Consider the following 19,545-nt stretch of genomic DNA (forward strand, 5'->3'; position numbering starts at 1 on the left):
GCAGGTACCAGCGGCTGTGGCGCACGACGACCGCCCACGGGTCGACGTCCAGCTCGCGCTCATTGCCGGCCTCGGAGCGATACCGCAGGCGCACCCGCCGGCGGTCCGCGCAGGCGTGCACCAGTTCAGTGGTGGTCTGTGGGTCGGGCCGGGCGGCACCACGATCGGGCGCCGGGGCGGTGGCCCGGCGTACCGCCTCGGCCTGGGCGGCGATCATCCTTCCTGCGCGTGGCGCTCGTTCCGCGACCGCTTCACCGATTCCGGTCGTGAAACGTCCGGAACCGAGTTTAACGTGCTGCCCATGACCGACGACACCGTCCTGAACACCGTGATCCACGAGCCGTCGATGACCGCTGGCGAGGTCGAGATGCTGATGTTCGCGCTCGACCGCTCCCGCGCCCAGTTCGCCTGGAAGTGCGGCGGGCTGGACACGGCCGGGCTGAACCGGCCCCAGCCACCGTCGACGATGACGCTCGGCAGCCTGCTCAAGCACATGGCGGCCGTCGAGGAGCGCTACACGATCGATTTCACGGGTGAGGCGCCCGGACCGCCGCTGGACGCGCCCGAAGCGGCAGACCCGCGATGGGTCTGGCAGAGCGCGGCAGACGACACACCGGCCGAGCTCTACGGCCTGTGGCGAGGCGCCGTCGAGCGCTCGCGGGCGGCGATGGCGAAGGCGCTCGCCGACGGCGGGCTCGATCAGCCCGCGAAGTACACGACCGCGGACGACGGCAGGTCGCCCAACCTGCGGCGCATCGTGGTGGACCTGCACGACGAGTACGCCCGGCATGTGGGCCACGCCGACCTGCTGCGCGAGGCCGTCGACGGGCTCACCGGGGAAGACCCGCCGCAGTGACCGCACCGACGCTCAGCCGGGCAGCCGCGTGCCCGACGGCACCCACTCGGGGTCGAGTTCGAAGACGAAACGATAACCGTCGCCACGGTCGGCGGGGCCGAGCGTCTCGATAGGCCCTGCGGGCACACCATCCACGAACTGCTGCCGGTACGCGGTCCCGGCGCGCCACTGATATGCGCTCACCCACAGACTGAGCGCCGCCGCGACCCCCACCCCGTAGACCGGGCGGTAGTTGTACGGCCCGGAGGCGATGAGGTCGCCAACATCAAGTTGCCCGGCCCCGACGCCCGTCGCCACGACGGAGAACCGCAACGGGCCCTCGACCTCCACTGCCACTTCACCGGACGAGACGACGCTTAGGAGCGTGTGGAGCAGGTCAGGATCCGTCCGAGCGACGCCGAGAAACATGTGAGGACTGTTTCTGATCGACCAGGTCGGTAGCGGAAGAAGTATCGTGCGATCGTAGGTGGGACGGTCGGCACCGTCGAGCACGACAGGGACGCGGACATTCCGCCACCGTTCACGGTCGTGTGGCAGGCCGGCCGCGGCGAACATCTCCGCGACGCCGTCACAGGTCCCGTCCCAGAGGTCGTCACGGGCCGCGATCACGTCCGCGAATCGCGTCTGCTGAACCGACGCGGTGCCGTCCTCCACCAACCCGGCCGGGAACGCATGACGCAGGTACGGGCCGAACTCGGCGACAGGCTGGTGGACACCGCGCAGGTCGACCGCAGCCAGGGCGGCGTCCAGCAGCCGACGGAAGTCGTCGACCCGGTCGCACACGGTGTGGATGAGCACCCGGCACGGCCGAACCTGCAGCTGAGGAAGGTACATCATCCGGTACGCAGGAGGGACGAACGGCTCGGTGAACGAGTGGTCGAACGCGCGGGGATGTTCGGCCGCTCGCACCAGTACTTCTGTCGCGGTCGGGTCATCGGCGAGCGCCGGTGCGAGCGCGGCGCAGGTGCGCACAGCGAGTCTCGGATCGTCGAGCCAGTCCCGTGGCGCGACGCCCAGTTCGCCGAGGCCGAAAACCAGGGTCGCGCACTCGCCGCGATCGGCGGTCACCCGCGCGGTCTCCTGGTGGTAGGCGATCACCTCGGCACGCTGGCCCGACAGCTGGGGATGCCGGACGAGCATGGTCGTCGCGGCGGCGGCCATCGTCCGGGTCCACGCCGGCCAACCTGCCGGGATCGGCCACACCGCCTCGAAGACTTCGGGAAGCAGGTCGAAGCAGTCGACGATCGCGTTATGAAGCAGCACGCGCCCGGGTCCGTCACCGTCCGCCCAGTCGTGGACAGCAGGTGGACGCGTTTGCGTGAGGTACGTATCGAGCCAGGCCCGCACGGTTTCATCGACATCGGCATGAACCTGGATCGTCTTGGCGTTCGCATCGGCCGTCGCTCGTGCGATCTCACGCAGCAGGAACAGGATGCCTTCGCGGATGGTGTCGTCGCCGGCACCGAGTCCAGACTCGTGGAGCACCGCAACAACGTGGCGCACGACCGGCGCTGTCGCGGGCGTGAGTGCTCCGCCCGCGAAGATGCGGGGCCACAGGGAGGTGAACGCGTCCCCGGCAGCGTCCTGGTCCGCGCCGCACAGCGCCGCAAGCCTGGCCGGAAGGTCGACCGCTTGGCCCTGCGCATGAAACAGCCGCGCCCAGTCGATTCCGTCCAAGGTCACCACGAGCGGAGATTACCCGCCACACCGGCGCCTCCGCTGACGTGCCTGATCGCCGAGCGCAGGCGTCAGCTGCACGCCGTAACGCGAAGGCGCGGCTGCCCGGTGCCGCACTACGGTGGCAGCATGGAACTGGTGGACGTCGCAGCGGAGAGGACCTACCGGCTGCGGTCCGAGGTGCTCGGCTGGGCATCGCCCGCGACGCGGATCGACGGGGACGGTGCCGAACATCTGGCGCTGGCCGACGGGGAAGCGGTCGTCGCGGCAGTGTCCCATGTGACCTGGCCGTGCCCGGCCGAGCCGAGTCTTCCGGCCCGCTACTTCTGGGCGATGGCGGTCGACACCGCGTATCAGCAGCGCGGCTACGGACGGCGACTGCTCGCCGCGGTCGCGGACCGGGCACGCGCCTCCGGCGAGGCAGTCATGTGGGCGGACGCCCGCGAGTCAGCCGTGGGCTTCTACGTCGCCTGCGGTGCTCGCGTCGCGGGCGAACCCTATGCCGATGACGGCACCGGTCTGCTGGTCCGCCACGTGGTTTTCCCGATCCGGCGGTCCTGAACGGCTCCTCGTGGACACCATTGTGGGCACGAGCGCGGTGCCCCACGCCGCATGGCGTAGTGGGGCACCGCGCTCATGACGGCTTAATGCCGCGCTAAATGGCGAAACCGCCGTCGACGTCGATGGTCGAGCCAGTGACGTACCGGCTGTCCTCACGGGCAAGGAAGGCGACCGCCGCCGCAATGTCGGCCGGTGCGCCGTACTGTCCGAGGGCGGTGAATCCCCTGATCGTGTCGGCGTAGGGGCCATTGGCTGGATTCGCGTCGGTATCAGTCGGACCGGGATTGATCAGGTTCACGGTGATACCGCGTGGTCCCAGGTCACGGCCGAGGCCTTTGGTGAGACCGATGAGGGCCGTCTTGCTCATCGAATAGAGGGAGTGGCCGGGGAACGCCGCACGCTGTGCCATGTTGCTGCCGATGTTGATGATCCGCCCGCCGTTGACCATGTGCCTGGCTGCGGCCTTCGCCGCGACGAACGGCGCGCGGACGTTGACGGCGACAGTGCGGTCGAACTCCGCCAATCCGAGATCCTCTATTGGCGCAACGAGATAGACCCCGGCGTTGTTGACGAGGATGTCTAGCCGCCCGAACTCGCCGGCAACGTCGTCCACCACCGCGGTCAGCGCCTCAGCGTCAGCGCTGTCGGCACGGACAGCCAACGCGCGACGTCCTACGGCCTTGATCTGCTCGACCACCTGCGCTGCACGGTCGGCGTTCTGCTGGTAGGTCAGCGCCACGTCAGCGCCGTCTTCGGCCAGGCGCAACGCCACCGCCGCGCCGATGCCGCGGCTGCCGCCCGTTACCAGCGCTACTTTTCCGTCAAGAACTCTGTTCATGACGCCAAGCCTGATCCACCAGACCGTGCGAGTCTGGCGGAAATCCGCCCTCGCATTCCCGGCAAAACACTCCGTCGTCGGCGGGTCCGGCATGTCGCCGGACCCGCCGACTCCTCGGGATTCGCGAGTCAGCCGGCCCGGCGCAGGCGGGCGAGCATGCCGTCGAGGTCGCGCAGGAACATCTCGTGCCGGAAGTAGTGGCCACCCGGTAGCTCGTGCCACTCGTGGCCGATGCCGGCCTGACCGAGCGCGGCGCGGAACTCGCGCTGCCCGGCCAGGACCTGCGTCTCGTTGGCGGTGTCGAACCAGTTGATCGGGTCCGGTGACGTCCCGGCCACCAGGAAGATGCGCTTGTTGTGGTAGCTGGGGATGCGCTGCATCGGGTTGTCGGCGCTGACCCGCGCCTCGTCCCAGAACGGCGCGCCGTAGACGGTGCCGCCGCCGAGGTCCAGCGCGGCGGAGGTGGCGTTGGCCCAGTGCACCACCAGACCGAAGTCGCGGCGCAGGCTGGCCGGTCCGGAGTGGGCGCTGACGGAGCAGAAGTGGCCGTAGTACTTCGCCGTGTACTTCAGCGCACCGAAGCCGCCCATCGAGAAGCCGGCGACGGCGCGGCCGTCGTACTCGGCGAACGTGCGGAAGTTCGCCTCCACCCAGGGCAGCAGCTGGCCGATGTGGAAGGTCTCCCAGTTGCGGGGACCGGAAAGCGACCTGACCGGATTGCTGTACCAGCCGGTGGACGCGTCGGGCATGACGATGATCAGCTCGCGGCCGGCGGTGAGGTTGACGATGTTGTCCTGCAGGTGGAACGTGCGGAAGTCCGCTCCCCCGCCACCGTGCAGCAGGAAGAGCACCGGGTAGCGCTTGCCGCTGGTGTGGTAGCCGTCGGGGAGCAGGATGTTGACCGCCGGGTCCCATTCGATGGCGTCGGTGGCGAACCGGTAGTACTGCAGTCGGCCACCGTTCTCGTTGCGGTCGACGATACGCAGGCCGAAGCCGTCGCCCGCGGCTTGGGCGGGTGTCGCGGCGAACAGGCTCGCGGTGGCGCCGGCGATGCCCGCGGCCGCGGCCCCGGTGATGAGCCGGCGGCGGCTGACCTGCTGAGGACGTGCGGAAGCGTGGTGGTCCATGGTTTCCTCCAGGTGGCCCGGGTTCAGGCGCGGGTGAGGGAGAAGTCGTCGAGCTGGATCCAGATGTCGCCGTGGTCGGTCCACACGCCGCCGAAGACGGTGACGGCGGTGCGCGAGCCGCTGTTGAAGTTCACGGTGAAGCGTGTCCACGGCCCGACCGCGTGGAAGTTCGCCTCGGCGATGACCACGTCGTTGGTGCCGCGTACGCCGAAGAAGCCGTTGTCGCTGTTGGGCGAGGTGCGCAGCCAGCCGCTGAGCTGGTAGTTGGTGTTCGCGGTGACCGGCACGGTCTGGTGCAGGTCGTGCCAGCCGCTGTTGTAGCGGGCGTAGCCGTTGCGCACGCCGGTGTAGCCCCAGTAGCCGGCGTCGATGCCGCAGTTGCCCTTGCAGGCCCAGAAGCCGCCGGTGCCGGTGCCGTTGAGCGCGCCGCGCTCGAAGCTGGCGTCGCCCATGAGGTTCGGGTTGACGACCTGCCCCGCCGTGTTGATCTGGATCTTCATCAGGTAGACGTTGTACGGGTCCCACTGCGACATGGCGAAGTAGATGTTGCCGCCGGAGCTCCACGGGTGGATGTAGCCGCCGTAGAGGCCCGGGTAGTCGGCGGAGCTGACGACGACCTGTGCGCTGCTCCACGGGCCGGTGGGGGTGGTCGCGGTGCGCAGGATGATGTCCTCGCCGGACAGGTACATCATCAGCCAGCGGCCGCTGTAGGCGTCGTAGCGCACGGACAGCTCGGAGGCGGGCGCGCCGACGATCGGCGTGGCGGCGGCGACGTTGTTCGTCACCCAGCTGCTGCCGTTCCAGTACTGGTAGGCGCTCTGGGCCAGCACCTGGGCCTCGGGGACGCGGGCCAGCCGGATGCTGCCGCTGCGGCCGCTGGGGGTGCCGAAGACGTAGAGGTAACCGCCGCGGCGCTCGAACGCGTGCATCTGGAACTGGTCGTTGAACGACGGGTTGTTCCAGGTCGGGGTGTTGGTCGTCGACCAGGTCGTGCCGTTGTCGTCGGAGTAGGCGAGCTTGGCGTAGTTGGTGTCCCACTGGCCGGGGGCGCCCCAGTGGCGGACCGACATGAACGACACGTACTGCCGGGTGCCGACGGCGATGCCCGCCGTGGGGATCTTCGTGACCTCGCCGCCCGCGTCGTTGCCCTGGTGCAGGCCGGGCAGGATCTCCCGGGCGCGGCCGTCGGCACCGGTGACCGCGCTGGCGAACGACATGCCGTCGGCGAGATTCGTGTCGGTGGAGCGCAGCAGGACGTTGCTGCGCCAGTTGAGGTCCCCGGCGCCGAACGCGCCGCCGCCGGGGCCGATCCACGCGTCGCCGAAGGTGTCGCCGAACAGGGCCATCGTCTGGCCGGAGCCGTTGTCCCAGAGGATGCCGAGGTCGGTGGACTTGATGTTCCACCGGCCGTAGGTGTTGTTCGGGGAGCCGACGCCGGTGATCTTCTGGACCAGGCTCGCCGGGGTGTGGGCCGAGCTGGCGGCTACCGGTGCGGCGGTGATGAGGCCGGTGGCGGCCACGGTGCCCAGCGTCACGACGACGCCGGTCAGGAGACGCGGGATGGATCTGAGCCCGTTGTGCGTGTGCATGTGCGGTACTCCTTCCATGTCGCGGGCACGCGCAGGCCGCGGGGTGCGGCCCGCCGTCCCGGTGAACGCGTGCCGGTCAGTCCGGCATACGCGGTGGCTGCGCCCCGAGGTCCGGCACGGGGGCCGCGCCCAGGTGCACCTCCATGTCGTCGGCGCTGGGCGTGCGCGGTCGGCGCGCCGTGGGCCGGTCGAGGTAGAACAGGGCGGTCGAGGCGATGTCGTCGCGCAGCGGCAGGTAGCGCCAGCCGGAGCGCCAGCCCAGCGCCTGGATGTCGACGCGCAGCCGCTGCGCGAAGTGGATCGGGTCGGGCAGGTGCCAGCGGTACATGCCGAAGCGCTGCTGGCTGACGTAGAGCCCGTCCGGGCGGATCACCTGCGGCAGGCCGAGGTACGGCGTGGAGTACGCGGTGTAGCCCCGGCCGGGCACGTCGAAGTTCCAGGCGCCGCCGAAGTAGTCCTCGGTGCCGGTGCCGCAGATGGTCGGGTACTCCTCGTCGGAGTCGAGGTAGAACTTGATCTCGCCTTCGCCCCACCAGCCGTTGCTGTTGACGCCCCAGGCCAGGTAGGTGCCCACGTAGTGGCCGCTGCCCTCGACGCCGTCGACCAGGACGTGGGTCTTGAGGTATTCGAGGGGGTTGCTGCGCCGCCACTGGGCGTGCAGGTAGCCGAGGCCGCTGTAGTCGCCGCCGATCTCGTACGTGATCTGGTAGTAGACCCGCACGCTCACCGTGGACAGGTTCTCCACGGTGAGCCGGGCGCCGTCGGCGAACGGCATCGGCCAGTACGAGTTGAAGCCGCCGTGCGGGTTGGCGGCGATGACCTGCGAGTCGACCTGGGCGAACTCGCCCCAGCCGCTGCAGAAGAAGTCGCCGTAGGGCACCTCGATCGCGGGCTCCGCGCTGCCGTCCCAGTATGCCCGGAGCAGCAGGGTGCGCCAGTTGTCCTTGTGCGTGGTGATCCAGATATGGGTGATCTTGCCGGGTCCCTGGATGTTCGCCAGGTCGAAGGTCTCCCCGGCGGCGATGTCGACGCTGGGCGAGATCTTCCAGCCCGGTCCGAGATCGCGGGCGCACCCGGCGCCCGTGCCCTCGGTCGCCCGGCCGCCCCCACCTGCCGATCCGTCGAAGTTCTCCGGACTGATCGAGCGGGTCTGCACGGCCCGCAGCCGTGCGATCGTACTGAGGTCCACGGTGACCACATGCTCTCCTCGACGATTCGGGGCAGGGCTCGACGGCGGGCAAGGGGCACCGCGTGCAATCGATTTCATTAAGGTAGGGTGAGGGGGCCGCCGTGTCAACGGGTCGCCGACGCCCCGAGCCCCGACGCCCCAGGCTCCACCGGCGGGCAGGCCGGCCGATCGATGAGGAAGCGATGCCAACGATCTACGAGGTCGCCGCCGCGGCCGGGGTCTCCCCCGCCACCGTCTCGCGCGTGTTCAACGGCGCCAACGTGTCCCCCGAGAAGGCCGAGGCGGTGCGCAAGGCGGCCAAGGCACTGGCGTTCACGCCGAGCCGCACCGCGCGCACCCTGCGGTTGCAGAGCTCCGAGGTGATCGCCCTGGTCATCCCGGACATCGAGAACCCGTTCTTCACCGCGCTGGCGCGCGGCGTCGAGGACGTGGCCCGCGCCGCCGGCTACTCGGTGGTGCTGTGCAACACCGACGAGGACCACGAGAAGGAACTGGTCTACCTCGACATCGCGCTGAGCGCCACCATGGCCGGCGTGATCATCGCGGCCGCGGGCGGCAACAGCGACCTGAGCGGCCTGCTCGCCCGCAAGTGTCCGGTGGTGGCGGTCGACCGCAGCCCGCACGGCGTGGACGTCGACGCGGTCATCGTCGACAACCGGGCTGGCGGCCGTGCGGCCACCCATGCCCTGGTGGAGCAGGGTTTTCAGCGGATCGCGTGCATCACCGGCCCGAGCGACGTCGAGACGGCCACCCAGCGCGCCGACGGCTGGCGCGACGCGGTCACCACCGGCCGGCCGGCCGAGGCCGACGACCGCTACCTGCGCTACGCCGACTTCCGCGTCGACGGCGGCGCGGCGGCGATGAGCGAGCTGCTCGCCCTGCCCGAGCCCCCGGACGCGGTGTTCGTCGCCAACAACCTGATGAGCGTCGGCGCCCTGCGGGTGCTGTCCGAGCAGGGCAAGCTCCCCCCGGCTACCGGGGTGGCCGTCTTCGGCGACCTGCCCTTCCTGCCGCTGGTGCCGATCCCGATCACGGTCGTGCACATGCCGGCCCGGCACCTGGGCATCACCGCCGCGAAACTGCTGCTGGAGCGCATCAAGGGCGACGACCAGCCGGCCCGCACCATCGTGCTGCGCAACCAGGTGAGCCCCGTCGGCTGAGACCCCCGAGCGACACTCGAGATGTCGGTAGTGCTTGACGGTGAAATCGATTTCTGACAGGGTACGGGCATGTTGAGGCAAGCCTGTGTCCTCGGCGTCGACATCGGAACGTCGAGCAGTAAGGGCGTACTCGTCACGCTCGACGGCACGATCGTCGCCACCGCCACCCGCGAGCACGAGGTGCGCCGGCCCGCGCCGGGGCACGTCGAGATGGACGCCCACGTCTGGTGGGACGAGGCTGCCGGCATCATCCGCGAGCTGCTGGCCGCGCCCGGTGCGCCCGCGCCCGGTCAGGTCCGCTCCGTCGGCGTGAGCGGGATGGGCCCGTGCGTGCTGGTCACCGATCTCGCGGGCCAGCCGCGCCGGCCCGCGATGCTCTATGGCATCGACACCCGCGCGACCGAGCAGATCGAGCGACTGACCGAGCGGCTCGGCGGGGCCGACACGATCCGCGAGCGCTGCGGCTCGTCGCTGAGCACGCAGGCGGCCGGGCCGAAGTTGGCGTGGCTCGCCGACAACGAGCCCCAGGCGGTCGCCGGCGACTGGCGCTTCTTCCAGCCCAGCACGTGGCTCGGCTGGCAGCTGACCGGGACCTACTACCTCGACCACCACTCGGCCAGCCAGTGCACACCGATGTACGACGCGAACGTGCAGGACTGGTACGGCCCCTGGGCGGGCGAGGTCGCCGCCGGGGCGCAGCTGCCGCCGTTGGTCTGGCCCGGCGACACCATCGGCGGCGTGTCGGCTGCGGCTGCCGCCGAGACGGGGCTCGCCCCGGGCACTCCCGTCATCGCGGGCACGATCGACGCCTGGTCCGAGGCGATCAGCGTCGGCGCGCACCGGGTCGGCGACCTGATGCTGATGTACGGCACCACCATGTTCCTCATCAACACCGTGGACAAGCCGCTGACCTCGCCGACGCTGTGGGGCACGGTCGGCGCGCTGCCCGGCACCCGCAACCTCGCCGGGGGGATGGCCACCTCGGGCGCGATCACCGGATGGCTGCGCGAGCTGTTCGGCTCCCCCGGCTATCCGGAGCTGCTGGCGCTGGCCGACGCCGCCGGGCCGGGCGCGAACGGGCTGCTCATGCTGCCCTACTTCGCCGGTGAGCGGACCCCGGTCGCCGATCCCGACGCGCGCGGCGTGCTCGCCGGGCTCACCGTCGCGCACACCCGCGGCGACCTCTACCGGGCGGCGCTGGAGGCGACGGCGTTCGGCGTACGCCACAACGTCGCCGCGATCGAGCAGGCAGGCGGACACGTCGAGCGGATCGTCGCCGTCGGCGGCGGCGCGCAGGGCAGCCTGTGGACCCAGATCGTGTCCGACGTGACCGGACGCCCGCAGGCCATCCCCGCCAAGACGATCGGGGCCGCCTTCGGCGCCGCGTTCCTCGCTGCCGGTGCTGTCGCCGATCCCGACATCGACCTGTGGAACCCGATCCTCGAAGCACGGACCCCGCAGCCGTCGGTCCGCGCCGACTACGACGAGCTCTACGCGCTCTACCTGGAGCTGTATCCGGCCACCGCGCCGACCGTGCACGCCCTCGCCGCTCGCGAGCGGCACCGCGCCACCGGTCGACGTCCCGCCCCGTGAGCGGCCGCGCCACCCGCTGACACGCCACCGGCGAGTGGCCGCGCCACCTGTGCACACCCCACCCCGACGACCCCGCAAACCCGTCGACCCCTGGACGGAGGCCTACCCCCTCATGCCTGTGCACCCTGAAAGCGCTCCCCCGGCCGCGCGGGGGCTCGGCCCGGACGCGTCCGCCGCGGCCTTCCCGCTCGGCGGGATCGGCACCGGCAACGTGTCGATCGGCGCGCGCGGCGAGCTGCGCGACTGGGAGCTCGCCAACCGGCCGGCCAAAGGCGCGCGGCTGCCGTTCTCCTTCTTCGCGATCCGCGCAGAGCCTGCAGGCGGCGTGCCCGTCACCCGCATCCTGGAGTCGCGGCTGACCGGACCGCACGAAGGCGACCAGGGCTACTACGCCGGGCAGCTGGCCGGGCTTCCGAGACTGCGCGCGAGCCGGATGCACGGCGAGTATCCGCTGCTGCGGGTCGACTTCGCCGACGACGACCTCGGCGTGCAGGTGGCGCTGACCGCGTTCACGCCGCTGGTGCCGCTGGACGCGGACGCCTCGGGCATCCCCGGCGCGGTGCTGCGCTACACGGTGACCAACCCAATCGCTGTCGCGGCCGACGTGACCGTCGTCGGCTCGCTGGCCAACCCGATCGGCATCACCGGATACGACGTGCACCACTTCCCGCGTTACGCCGGGCGACCGGCGAACGCCTGGGCCGACGCGGATGGGCTGCACGGCATCCGGTTCACCAGCGACCTGCCCGACGACGACCTGCGACACGGCACCGCGGTGCTGGCCACCACGGACACCAGGACGACGGCCAAGCCGCAGTGGCTCAGCGGCTTCTGGCAGGACGGCGTCCAGGTGTTCTGGGACGAGCTGAGCACCGCCGGGCGGCTGACGCCGGAGACCGCGTTCAGCCTGGACGAGCCCCCGTACCCGGACTGGTTCACGCGGCTGCGGGTGGGTTCGCTCGCCGTCGACCACCGGATCGCCCCGGGTGCGAGCCGGGACTTCGAGTTCCTGCTCACCTGGCACTTCCCGAACCGCCCGAGCGCCTGGCAGGGCAACATCAATCTGGACGGCACGCGGGCCGGTGAGGTGGTCCGCAACCACTACGCCACCGCGTACGCCGACGCCTGGGCCGCCGCCCGCCGCCTCGCCGCCGACCTGCCGGAACTGGAACGGCACACCCGCGCGTTCCACGGGGCCCTGTTCGGCGGCACGCTGCCGCCGGAGGTCGTCGACGCGGTCAGCTCGACCCTGGTCGTGCTGCGCAGCACCACCTGCTTCCGGCTGACGGGCGGTCGCTTCGCCGCCTGGGAGGGCAGCTTCGACGACGCCGGCAGCTGCGAAGGCACCTGCACGCATGTATGGAACTACGCCCAGACCGCCGCGTTCCTGTTCCCGGAGCTGGAACGCGACGCCCGGCGCACCGAGTTCGTGCACGAGACCCGGCCCGACGGCCGGATGAACTTCCGCGCCAACAGCGTCTTCGGCAACGCGCCGTGGGACTTCCACCCCGCGGTCGACGGGCAGCTCGGCGCGATCGTGCGGCTGCACCGCGAATGGCGGTTCAGCGGCGACGACGAATTCCTGGCCGCCTGCTGGCCGGGCGCGCAACGGGCGCTGGAGTACGCCTTCACCACGTGGGACGCCGACGGCGACGGCGTGCTGGACAGCCAGCAGCACAACACCTACGACATCGAGTTCCACGGGCCGAACTCGCTGGCGAACTCGATGTTCTTCGCGGCCCTGACCGCCGGTGCGGCCATCGCCGACCGGATGGGCGACACCTCGTCCGCGCAGCGCTACCGCGCCGCGGCCGCGACGGGCGCGTCCCGGATGGACGCGCTGCTGTTCAACGGCGAGTACTACGAGCAGCAGCTCGACGACGTCGACGCCCGCCGCTACCAGTACGGCACCGGATGCCTGTCCGACCAGGTGTTCGGCCAGCTCCTGGCGCACGTCGCGGGGCTGGGCCACGTCCTGCCCGCCGAACACGTGCGCAGCGCCGTCGCCGCGGTCCACCGGCACAACTTCCGCGCCGACCTGGGCGGCCACCACAGCGTCCAGCGCACCTACGCCCTCAACGACGAGGCGGGACTGCTGCTGTGCTCCTGGCCGCGCGGCGGCCGCCCGCGCATCCCGTTCGTCTACAGCGACGAGGTGTGGACCGGCATCGAGTACCAGGTGGCCACCCACCTGGTCTTCGAAGGGCTGGTCGACGAGGGCCTGCAGCTGGTCCGCGCGGTGCGCGCACGGCACGACGGCCGGCGGCGCAACCCCTGGAACGAGGTCGAGTGCGGCAACCACTACGCCCGCTCGCTGGCGAGCTGGGGCCTGGTCGTCGCGCTCAGCGGCGCGGACTACGACGCCACCGCGCGCACCCTCGCCTTCGCCCCGCGCTGGGGCGGCGACCGGCTACGAACGATCTTCACCACCGGCACCGGCTGGGGCGAGCTGACCCTCTCCCCCGGCGGCGCACAGCTGCGCCTGCTCGGCGGCCGGCTCGACCTGGACACCCTCACCGTCGCCCACCCCGTGCTCGGGCCGCTGGCCGCGGGCCCGGTCCGGCTCACCGCGGGCGACGCCGTACCGCTCACCGCCCCTGACCCCTCGATCGGAAGGACCGACCATGACGAGTTATCTCCTGCCCGCGCCGTCGCAGCGCCCGCCGGCGTCGCCCCGCACCGTCTACACGATCGCCAGCGGTGACCTGCGGCTGTCCGCCAACATCACCTGCTGGCCGGCGCAGCAGCAGTTCGAGGCCGCCGTCACCGCGGCCCTGGCCGAGCTGGGCTGGGCGGCGCAGCGGGCGCACCCGTTCGACCCGGACAAGGGCCACGGCTTCATCGACAGCCAGCGCTACGGCATCGAGGTGTTCAAGGACATCCCGGTGGACGCGCCACTGGTCGTCGTCGACGCGGTGTGGCAGTACAGCCACCACGTGCTGGCCGGGCTGCGCAGCCACCGCGGGCCGATCCTCGTCGTGGCGAACTGGTCCGGCGAGTTCCCCGGCCTGGTGGGACTGCTGAACCTGACCGCCAGCCTCACCAAGGCCGGTGTCTTCCACTCGGCGCTGTGGAGCGAGGACTTCACCGACGCGTGGGCCCGTGACGGGCTGCGGACCTGGCTGGACACCGGAGAGCTGCGCCACGACCAGTCGCACGTGCGCGACCTGCCCGGCCTCGACCCGGCTGCGGCCGAGGTGGAGCTCGGCGTCGCCCTGGCCCGGCAGCTGCGCGACGACAAGGCCGTCATCGGGGTGTTCGACGAGGGCTGCATGGGCATGTACAACGCGATCATCGACGACGAGCTGCTCAACCCGCTGGGCATCTTCAAGGAACGGCTGTCGCAGAGCGCGCTGGTCGCCGAGATGGCCCGGGTCGGCGACGACGAGGCCGCCGCCGCGCGCCGATGGCTGGACGAGCGCGGCCTCACCTTCCACTTCGGCACCGACGAGGCCACCGAGCTGACCGAGGCGCAGGTGACCAGCCAGCTCAAGATGTACATCGCGGCGCTGCGCATCAGTGACGACTTCGGCCTGGACGCGGTCGGCATCCAGTACCAGCAGGGGCTCAAGGACACGGTGCCGGCCAGCGACCTGGCCGAGGGTCTGCTCAACAACGTCGAGCGCCCGCCGGTGCGCAGCCGGGACGGCGCCCGCGAGTTGTACGCCGGGCAGCCGCTGCCGCACTTCAACGAGGTGGACTGGGGCGTCGCCGTCGACGCGCTGGTCACCAACCGGATCTGGACGGCGATGGGCTTCGACCCGGCGACCACGCTGCACGACATCCGGTGGGGCGACGAGTACGGCGGCGAGTTCGTCTGGGTGTTCGAGATCTCCGGCTCCGCGCCCGCCTCGCACCACGGCGGCTACCAGCACAGCTACAGCATGCGGCAGCCGCCGATGTACTTCCCGCTCGGCGGCGGCACCCTCAGCGGGATCGCGGTGCCGGGCGAGATCGTCTGGTCGCGGGTGTTCGTCATGGGCGGGGCGCTGCACGTCGACATCGGCCGCGGCCACGTCGTGGACCTGCCGGCCGCCGAGACGCAGCGGCGGCTCGACGCCACCACCAGGCAGTGGCCGATCATGCACGCGGTCCTCGAAGGCGTCAGCCGCGACCAGCTGATGGCCCGCCACAAGGCCAACCACGTGCAGGTCGCGTACGCGCCCGACGCGGACGGGGCCGACCGCGCGCTGCTGGCCAAGGCGGCGCTGTTCCGGGAGCTGGGGGTCGCCGTGCACCTGTGCGGCGACGTGAAACTCTGACCATCCCGCGACGGTGACGGGCCGGCGACCTTGGATCCAAGGTCGCCGGCCCGTCGTTTGAGGCAGGTCAGGACTTACAGGTCCGCGAGTGTCGCCTGGGCGCCTCGGTGGATCAATGAGTTGAGCGCCCACCGGTACTCGGCCGCGAAAACGGCGTCGTCGGCCAGGTCGCCGAACAGGTCACGCTGCCGCAGGAAGGCCGTCGGATCGGCACGCTGCCGGGCCGCGTACGCCATCACCGTTTCGCGTTGCCGGTCCACGACGTCGATCGCTTCGCCGTGCTCGTCGACGCCCTCGGCGTAGCGGGCCCAGCTGGCGACGATCGCCGCCGAAAACCGCACCGGGCCGCCCGTGGCGAGTTGGTGCCGTACGACGGGCAGCAGCCAGGTCGGGATGCGGTCGGACGAGTCGGTGCACAGCCGAGCGATCGTGTCGCGCACATGGGGATTGGCGAAGCGTTCGAGCAGGGTGTCCTTGTAGCGGTCGAGGTCGACGCCGGGTACCGGGCGCAGAGTCGGGGTGGCCTCCTCATCCATGTAGCGGCGCAACAGCCGCACGATGAGCGGGTCCTGCGCCGCCTCGTGCACGAGGTCGTATCCGCTGAGCCGGCCGAAGTAACACAGCCCCTGATGGCCGGCGTTGAGCAGACGCAGCTTCATCAGCTCGTACGGCTCGACGTCGGCCACCAGCTGCACGCCCGCCGCCTCGAACGGCGGCCGCCCGGCCGGGAAGTGATCCTCGATCACCCACTGGAAGAACGGTTCGGCGACCACCGGCCAGGCGTCGTCGACGCCGAACCGGGCGGTGATCGCCGCCCGGTCGTCGTCCGTCGTCGCGGGGGTGATCCGGTCCACCATGGAGTTCGGGAACGCGACGGCGGCGGCGATCCAGGTCCCGAGTTCGGGATCCTTGCGGGTGGCGAACGCCGCAAGCATCCGTCGGCAGACGTCGCCGTTGCCCTGGATGTTGTCGCACGACAGCACGGTGAACGGGACCACGCCCCGTTCGCGGCGGCGGCGCAGCGCCTCGGCGATCAGGCCGAACGCGGTCTGCGGGACGGCGCCGGGCGCCAGGTCCGCGGCGATCCTCGGGTCGCTCGCGTCGAACTCTCCGGTGATCCGGTCGACGTGGTAGCCGCCCTCGGTGATGGTCAGCGAGACGATGCGGACCTCGGGCGAGGCCATCTTCTCGATGACGGCTTCCGGATCGTCGGGCGCGAACAGGTAGTCGGTGATCGAGGCGATGCCGCGGGCGGTCTGCTGCCCGTCGGGGTGTTTGAGTACCAGCGTGTAGCGGTGGTCCTGCGCGTGCAGCACGTCGCGCATACGCCGGTCGCCGGGCAGCACGCCGACGCCGCAGATGCCCCAGCCGTCGGCCAGGCCCAGCACCCTCAGGTCGTCCAGGACCATCGCCTGGTGGGCGCGGTGGAAGCCGCCGACGCCGATGTGCACGATGCCGGCGCTCATTTGATGCCCGAGATGCGCACGCCGTTGACGATGAACCGCTGGAAGACCAGCAGCAGCGCGATCGTGGGCAGGGAGGCCAGCGTGGAGCCGGCCATCAGCAGGCCCCAGTCGTTGCCCCGGTCGGACCGGAAGTTGCCGAGGAACTGCATGATCTGCGTCAGGTCCGGGTCGGTGATGGTGAGCACCGGCCACACGTAGGCGTTCCAGTACGCCAGGTAGGACGCGATGCCCATGACCACGAACGGGGCGGCCGACTGCGGCAGGAACACCCGGACGAAGATCTGCCAGCGGGTGGCGCCGTCGACCAGCGCGGCCTCCTCGACCGCCATCGGGAAGCCGAGGTAGAACTGCCGGATGAAGAACATCTGGGCGGACGACGCGGCCCCCGGGATGATCAGGACGGCGAGCGTGTCGAGCATGCCGAGCTTGGACACCACCATGAACGAGGTCAGCAGGATCGCCATCGCCGGGATGAACATCGGCGTCAGGCAGTAGACCCACCAGAAGCGCTTGCCGGTGAACTCCAGCCGGGCGAAGGCGTACGCGGCAAGGGTGTTCACGGTCAGGCTCAGCGCGGTGAAGATGAGCGCGCCGACGACGGTAATGCCCATCGCCCGCAGGAACTGCGGATCGGCCAGGATCGCCGAGTAGTTGTCCCAGCGCCACATGTCCGGGAAGAACTGGAACGGCGAGCGCAGCACCTCGGTCTTGCCCTTGAACCCGGCGATCGCCATCCAGGCGAGGGGAAACATCACGCTGACGCTGATCAGTGTGATGAGCACGGCGGAGAAGACCCGTTGCGGGACGGACTTTTTCATGGGCTACCCCTGCGCGTCTAGCCGTCGATGGCTTTGTCGGAGTTGACGAGTCTGAAGATCACCAGCGAGATCGCGCCGAGCACGACGAACAGCATCAGCGACGCGGTGAGCGAGAAGCTGGTGGCGTACGGCGTCAGGTCGCGGAAGCTGTTGAAGATGTAGAGGTTCGGCGTCGTGGTCGCGTCGACCGGCCCGCCGTTCGTCATGATCAGGGGCAGCTCGAACAACTGGATCGCCAGCGTGAAACCGGTGACGAACAGGTAGAGCAGCACGTTCTTCAGCAGCGGGATGGTGATGCGGAACAGCCTCTGGAAGAAGCCGGCCCCGTCGAGCTGCGCCGACTCGTAGTAGTTCTCGGGGATGTCGAGCAGCCCGGCCAGCAGGATGAGCGTGGTGATGCCGAAGCTGAGCCAGATGCCCGGCACGGCGATGGCCGGCAGCGCGTAGCCGGGGTCGTTGAGCCAGTTGACCGGGCCGCTGTTGAGCAGGCCGAGCATCCAGTTGATGACGCCTTCGTCCTGGTACATGAACACGAACAGGACCGAGGCGACCACCGTGGAGACGACGGCGGGCAGGTAGACGGTGGTCTTCATGTACGCCGCCGCGCGTCTGCTCAGCGTCTTGATGAAGCTGGCCAGCAGCAGCGCGATGACGATGCCGGTCGGCACGGTGAGCAGCGCGTAGTAGAGGCCGACCCAGATCGACTCCCAGAAGCGCGGGCTGTCCAGCACGTACTGGTAGAAGTCCAGGCCGACGAACTCCGGCTCCTCGTAGAAGCTGATTTTGAAGGTGCTCAGGTAGACCGAGTAGATCAGTGGCCACACCACGAAGATGCTCAGCAGCACGACCATCGGGGCGATCATCAGGTACGCGGTGCGGTTGTCCCGGCGGTGGCGGGCCAGGAGCCGCCGACGGTCGCGTTGCGCGACGCCGTCCGGGGCCGGGTCCGCCGGCACGGCGACCCGGGAGTCGAGAGCGGTCATCGTCAATCCCCTCGAAGAGCGGTGCCCGGGACGCCGAACGCGCGACCCGGGCACCGGAGTCCGGCACGCTTACTTGGGCGCAGTCCCGGCCAGCGACTGCTTCTTGATGACGTCGTCGATGGCGGCCGCGGCCGTCTTCAGCGACGTCGGCACGTCGGCCTTGCCCTTCATCGCCGACTCGATGGCGGTGCCGAACGCGAGCGAGATGTCCCACGGGTACGCGGGCTCCTGCTTGCCGTAGGGCACGACCTTATCGGAGATGACCTTCATGAAGGGGTCCGACGAGGCGTCGGGGTTGCTCGCCAGCGCCTGGTCGACCGAGGTGCGCACGGTGTACTTGGAGAACCCGCTCGTCTTGAAGAAGTCGGCCATCAGCGCCGGGTCCCCGGCGAGCAGGTACTTGACGAAGTCGGCGGCCTGCTGCTTGCCCTTGGACTTGGCGTCGACGGTCAGTGTCCAGCCGCCCAGGGTCGCGGTCGTCTTGGCGGGGTCGCCGTCGACGGACGGGAACGGGGCCACCGCGGTCTTCGGGACCATCGCCTTGAAGTCGTTCTTGAGCTGGCCGATCACCCACGAGCCGCCCGCCATCATCGCGACCTCGCCCTGACCGTACGGCGCCCCGTCGGCGTAGCCGACCTTCGGCGTCTTGGGGATCAGGCCGTTCTGGTAGAGCGTCTTGTAGAAGGTCAGCAGCTTCTCGAAGCACGGCTCGGTCGCCGTCGACTTGGACCAGTCGTCGTTGACCGGCAGCCGCCCGCAGGCGTTGTACTGCAGGCCCCAGCTGGACCAGCCGAGGTCGGGCCCGGCGGAGGCGATGGTCATGCCCTTCACCTTGCCCTGGGTCAGCTTGGTCGCCCAGGTGATCAGCTCGTCCCAGGTCCTGGGCGGGCTGGCCGGATCCAGGCCGGCGGCGGTCACCAGGTCGGTGCGGTAGTACAGCACCGTCGACGGCTCGACCAGCATCGGGTACGCGTAGTGCTTGCCGCCGACCGTGACGAAGCCCTTGACGTTGTCCTTGATGTCGGTGAACGCCGCGGCGGGCAGCAGGTCGTCGAGCGCGGCGAACTGTCCTTGGGCCACACCGGGCGCGACGTTGCCGTAGCTGGTGGTCGCGATGTCGGGGGCCTTGCCGGCGGCCTGCGCCGCCTTGAGCTTCTGCGCCCAGGTGTCGGCCGGCACGACCTGCAGGTCGACCTTCACCTTGTCCTGCGAGGCGTTGTACTGGTCCACATGCTTCTTGAACCAGGCCTGCTGGTAGTCCTCGAACTTCTGCTGCCAGAACGTGACGGTGGTCTTGCCGGCCGGGTCCTCACTCCCGCCACCGCATCCGCTCAACGCGGTGGACGCAGTGACAGCTGCTATCGCGAGCAAAACTATGCCGCGTCTGCGCATCGCTCCTCCTCCTGCTGCGACCCGCGACCGGGGC

Annotated in this window: 16 protein-coding genes; 6 read left to right on the plus strand and 10 right to left on the minus strand. The window is 70.2% G+C overall.

All coding sequences use genetic code 11. The features are described from left to right. On the minus strand, positions 1-217 hold a 217-nt coding region (locus FLL47_RS21735), incomplete at its 3' end, for a WYL domain-containing protein (protein WP_144122403.1). A gap of 84 nt (positions 218-301) precedes the next feature. On the opposite strand from FLL47_RS21735, the gene FLL47_RS21740 reads away from it, so the two are divergent. Beyond that, on the plus strand, positions 302-856 hold the full coding sequence (locus FLL47_RS21740; RefSeq protein WP_144122404.1) for a mycothiol transferase: 555 nt from the start codon (positions 302-304) through the stop codon (positions 854-856). A gap of 12 nt (positions 857-868) precedes the next feature. On the opposite strand, the gene FLL47_RS21745 is transcribed toward FLL47_RS21740, so the two are convergent. Continuing rightward, a complete protein-coding gene (locus tag FLL47_RS21745) occupies positions 869-2,542 on the minus strand; it encodes a hypothetical protein (protein WP_144122405.1) in 1,674 nt (557 codons plus the stop codon). Between the two features lie 120 nt (positions 2,543-2,662). On the opposite strand from FLL47_RS21745, the gene FLL47_RS21750 reads away from it, so the two are divergent. Next, a complete protein-coding gene (locus FLL47_RS21750; RefSeq protein WP_186315828.1) occupies positions 2,663-3,094 on the plus strand; it encodes a GNAT family N-acetyltransferase in 432 nt (143 codons plus the stop codon). 94 nt (positions 3,095-3,188) lie between these two features. Here FLL47_RS21750 and FLL47_RS21755 read toward each other — a convergent pair whose 3' ends face one another. The 4 genes from FLL47_RS21755 to FLL47_RS21770 all read right to left on the minus strand — a co-directional run bounded on the left by FLL47_RS21755 (position 3,189) and on the right by FLL47_RS21770 (position 7,837). Continuing rightward, a complete protein-coding gene (locus tag FLL47_RS21755) occupies positions 3,189-3,932 on the minus strand; it encodes an SDR family NAD(P)-dependent oxidoreductase (protein WP_144122407.1) in 744 nt (247 codons plus the stop codon). Between the two features lie 128 nt (positions 3,933-4,060). Next, on the minus strand, positions 4,061-5,059 hold the full coding sequence (locus tag FLL47_RS21760; RefSeq protein WP_144122408.1) for an alpha/beta hydrolase: 999 nt from the start codon (positions 5,057-5,059) through the stop codon (positions 4,061-4,063). Positions 5,060-5,082: 23 nt separating this feature from the next. Continuing rightward, positions 5,083-6,648 (minus strand): glycoside hydrolase family 183 protein, encoded by a 1,566-nt coding sequence (locus FLL47_RS21765; protein ID WP_144122409.1) that lies wholly within the window; start codon positions 6,646-6,648, stop codon positions 5,083-5,085. Positions 6,649-6,724: 76 nt separating this feature from the next. Continuing rightward, positions 6,725-7,837: a glycoside hydrolase family 172 protein gene (locus FLL47_RS21770; RefSeq protein ID WP_246158394.1), complete on the minus strand. Its 1,113-nt coding sequence runs from the start codon at positions 7,835-7,837 to the stop codon at positions 6,725-6,727. 182 nt (positions 7,838-8,019) lie between these two features. Between FLL47_RS21770 and FLL47_RS21775 the strand changes: the two genes are divergently transcribed. The 4 genes from FLL47_RS21775 (at position 8,020) to FLL47_RS21790 (ending at position 14,852) form a co-directional block, all read left to right on the plus strand. Beyond that, entirely contained in the window at positions 8,020-8,997 is a 978-nt protein-coding gene (locus FLL47_RS21775) for a LacI family DNA-binding transcriptional regulator (RefSeq protein ID WP_144122411.1), read from the plus strand. Between the two features lie 69 nt (positions 8,998-9,066). Then, the gene (locus FLL47_RS21780; protein WP_144122412.1) at positions 9,067-10,590 is read left to right on the plus strand and encodes an FGGY-family carbohydrate kinase; all 1,524 of its coding nucleotides are present in this window, start codon (positions 9,067-9,069) and stop codon (positions 10,588-10,590) included. 112 nt (positions 10,591-10,702) lie between these two features. Continuing rightward, positions 10,703-13,294 carry a GH116 family glycosyl-hydrolase gene (locus FLL47_RS21785; RefSeq protein ID WP_144122413.1) on the plus strand — a complete coding sequence of 864 codons (2,592 nt, stop codon included), beginning with the start codon at positions 10,703-10,705 and terminating at the stop codon, positions 13,292-13,294. Further along, the gene (locus tag FLL47_RS21790) at positions 13,215-14,852 is read left to right on the plus strand and encodes a fucose isomerase (RefSeq protein WP_144122414.1); all 1,638 of its coding nucleotides are present in this window, start codon (positions 13,215-13,217) and stop codon (positions 14,850-14,852) included. Before FLL47_RS21785 ends, FLL47_RS21790 begins: the two co-directional genes overlap by 80 nt. Positions 14,853-14,926: 74 nt before the next feature. On the opposite strand, the gene FLL47_RS21795 is transcribed toward FLL47_RS21790, so the two are convergent. The 4 genes from FLL47_RS21795 to FLL47_RS21810 all read right to left on the minus strand — a co-directional run bounded on the left by FLL47_RS21795 (position 14,927) and on the right by FLL47_RS21810 (position 19,454). Further along, positions 14,927-16,318 carry a mannitol dehydrogenase family protein gene (locus FLL47_RS21795; protein ID WP_144122415.1) on the minus strand — a complete coding sequence of 464 codons (1,392 nt, stop codon included), beginning with the start codon at positions 16,316-16,318 and terminating at the stop codon, positions 14,927-14,929. Beyond that, entirely contained in the window at positions 16,315-17,136 is an 822-nt protein-coding gene (locus FLL47_RS21800) for a carbohydrate ABC transporter permease (protein WP_144122416.1), read from the minus strand. Before FLL47_RS21800 ends, FLL47_RS21795 begins: the two co-directional genes overlap by 4 nt. A 17-nt stretch (positions 17,137-17,153) precedes the next feature. After that, a complete protein-coding gene (locus FLL47_RS21805; protein WP_144122417.1) occupies positions 17,154-18,119 on the minus strand; it encodes a carbohydrate ABC transporter permease in 966 nt (321 codons plus the stop codon). Between the two features lie 69 nt (positions 18,120-18,188). After that, complete coding sequence (locus FLL47_RS21810; RefSeq protein WP_246158396.1) at positions 18,189-19,454, minus strand: ABC transporter substrate-binding protein; 1,266 nt, start codon at positions 19,452-19,454, stop codon at positions 18,189-18,191. Between the last annotated feature and the right edge of the window lie 91 nt (positions 19,455-19,545).

The sequence above is a fragment of the Catellatospora sichuanensis genome (assembly GCF_007483665.1).
Lineage (GTDB): Bacteria > Actinomycetota > Actinomycetes > Mycobacteriales > Micromonosporaceae > Catellatospora > Catellatospora sichuanensis.

What these genes read in the sequence shown, in the direction of transcription:
- FLL47_RS21740 (WP_144122404.1), top strand. Translation starts at nt 302, where the DNA reads ATGACCGACGACACCGTCCTGAACACCGTGATCCACGAGCCGTCGATG.
- FLL47_RS21750 (WP_186315828.1), top strand. Translation starts at nt 2,663, where the DNA reads ATGGAACTGGTGGACGTCGCAGCGGAGAGGACCTACCGGCTGCGGTCC.
- FLL47_RS21755 (WP_144122407.1), bottom strand. Translation starts at nt 3,932, where the DNA reads ATGAACAGAGTTCTTGACGGAAAAGTAGCGCTGGTAACGGGCGGCAGC.
- FLL47_RS21760 (WP_144122408.1), bottom strand. Translation starts at nt 5,059, where the DNA reads ATGGACCACCACGCTTCCGCACGTCCTCAGCAGGTCAGCCGCCGCCGG.
- FLL47_RS21765 (WP_144122409.1), bottom strand. Translation starts at nt 6,648, where the DNA reads ATGCACACGCACAACGGGCTCAGATCCATCCCGCGTCTCCTGACCGGC.
- FLL47_RS21775 (WP_144122411.1), top strand. Translation starts at nt 8,020, where the DNA reads ATGCCAACGATCTACGAGGTCGCCGCCGCGGCCGGGGTCTCCCCCGCC.
- FLL47_RS21780 (WP_144122412.1), top strand. Translation starts at nt 9,067, where the DNA reads ATGTTGAGGCAAGCCTGTGTCCTCGGCGTCGACATCGGAACGTCGAGC.
- FLL47_RS21785 (WP_144122413.1), top strand. Translation starts at nt 10,703, where the DNA reads ATGCCTGTGCACCCTGAAAGCGCTCCCCCGGCCGCGCGGGGGCTCGGC.
- FLL47_RS21790 (WP_144122414.1), top strand. Translation starts at nt 13,215, where the DNA reads ATGACGAGTTATCTCCTGCCCGCGCCGTCGCAGCGCCCGCCGGCGTCG.
- FLL47_RS21795 (WP_144122415.1), bottom strand. Translation starts at nt 16,318, where the DNA reads ATGAGCGCCGGCATCGTGCACATCGGCGTCGGCGGCTTCCACCGCGCC.
- FLL47_RS21800 (WP_144122416.1), bottom strand. Translation starts at nt 17,136, where the DNA reads ATGAAAAAGTCCGTCCCGCAACGGGTCTTCTCCGCCGTGCTCATCACA.
- FLL47_RS21805 (WP_144122417.1), bottom strand. Translation starts at nt 18,119, where the DNA reads ATGACCGCTCTCGACTCCCGGGTCGCCGTGCCGGCGGACCCGGCCCCG.